The sequence below is a fragment of the Thauera sp. AutoDN2 genome, assembly GCF_051280715.1.
GTDB lineage: Bacteria > Pseudomonadota > Gammaproteobacteria > Burkholderiales > Rhodocyclaceae > Thauera.
The window spans coordinates 1-1044 of sequence record NZ_JBNCAR010000111.1 but is presented as its reverse complement, the minus strand read 5'-3'; the positions used below and the strand labels follow the sequence as shown (position 1 = coordinate 1044).

Below are 1044 nucleotides of genomic sequence, written 5' to 3'. Positions count from 1 at the left end.
AGTAGCCCCTGGGATTCGAATTGGGCGCCGACCCAGTCGAAGAACCGGTCGACCATCGGCTTGGCCTGGGCGAGCCGGTATGCGCGGCGTGCCTCGCCGTCTGCCTGCCGCAGATGCGGCTCAGGTAGACGGCATCATCTCGGCGGCCGTCCATGAGGCCGTGTTTGGACTGCTTGCTGTGCTGGACGGTGCTCGAACAGTTGACGACGGTGCTGGACGATTTGAGCTGAGCTATCTGGCGCCAGAGGGCCGCGTGCTTCTTAATGATCCGCAGGCCATTGGTCTTCACGATCTGTTGAACGCTGCCAAGTGATCAAGGCACGAACGCCTCGACGGTAAGGCCGGTGACTGCCGAGAAGTGTTTGACGTTGGCGGTGAGCACCGGCAGTCCGTGATCGAGTGCGGTGGCGGCGATGAGCGCATCGCCCATCTGCAGCCCGTGACTCAAGGTCAGCGATTCCATGAGATCGATGGCGCGTTGCGTCATGGCTTCCGACACCGGCAGCAAGGTTGCCGCGCGGTGCTGCAGCATCTTCTTCACCACCACGAGCTCGGCCTTGTTGCGCATGCCCTGCAGCACTTCGAGCCAGCTGATGGCCGACAGCGGGGTCACGCGCACAGGGTCAGGTCTTGTCTTTTGCCTCCCGGCAAGGCAGCCGCACCCGAGCGTCGTCGGCGCCCCCCAGGGCCACCTCTCACCGCCTACGACGGCCGGGATCTGGCGAGCGAGCGCACACCACCGCCTTCACCTACGACGGGGTGGGCAACCTCACCCAGGTCAACGGCCCGCGCACGGACGTCACCGACACCACCACGCACGCCTTCGATGCGCAGCGCCGCATCACGCAGACGACCGACGCGCTGGGCAAGCAGACGCGCTTTGGCTATGACAACGACGGCCGGCTGATCCGCACGGCGGCCCAGCTGGCTGACCGACGCCAAGGGCAACCGCACCACCTACGAATATGACGGCCACGACCGCCGGGTGAAGCTGCGCTACCCGCACCCCACCACGGTTGGCACCTCATCGACCACCGACTACGA

At 65.5% G+C, this 1044-nt stretch carries 3 protein-coding genes; 2 read left to right on the top strand and 1 reads right to left on the bottom strand.

Annotated features, from left to right (window positions below; genetic code table 11):
- Window positions 1-79 precede the first annotated feature (79 nt).
- The gene (locus tag ACPT9U_RS17765) at window positions 80-313 is read left to right on the top strand and encodes a hypothetical protein (RefSeq protein WP_435751932.1); all 234 of its coding nucleotides are present in this window, start codon (window positions 80-82) and stop codon (window positions 311-313) included.
- On the opposite strand, the gene ACPT9U_RS17760 is transcribed toward ACPT9U_RS17765, so the two are convergent.
- A complete protein-coding gene (locus ACPT9U_RS17760; protein ID WP_435751931.1) occupies window positions 314-619 on the bottom strand; it encodes a type II toxin-antitoxin system VapC family toxin in 306 nt (101 codons plus the stop codon).
- A 140-nt stretch (window positions 620-759) separates the two neighbouring features.
- On the opposite strand from ACPT9U_RS17760, the gene ACPT9U_RS17755 reads away from it, so the two are divergent.
- Window positions 760-969: an RHS repeat domain-containing protein gene (locus tag ACPT9U_RS17755; RefSeq protein WP_168988741.1), complete on the top strand. Its 210-nt coding sequence runs from the start codon at window positions 760-762 to the stop codon at window positions 967-969.
- The last annotated feature ends 75 nt before the right edge of the window (window positions 970-1044 follow it).

Excerpts from the sequence above, each read along its gene's own strand:
- ACPT9U_RS17765 (WP_435751932.1), top strand. The coding sequence starts at position 80 with ATGCGCGGCGTGCCTCGCCGTCTGCCTGCCGCAGATGCGGCTCAGGTA.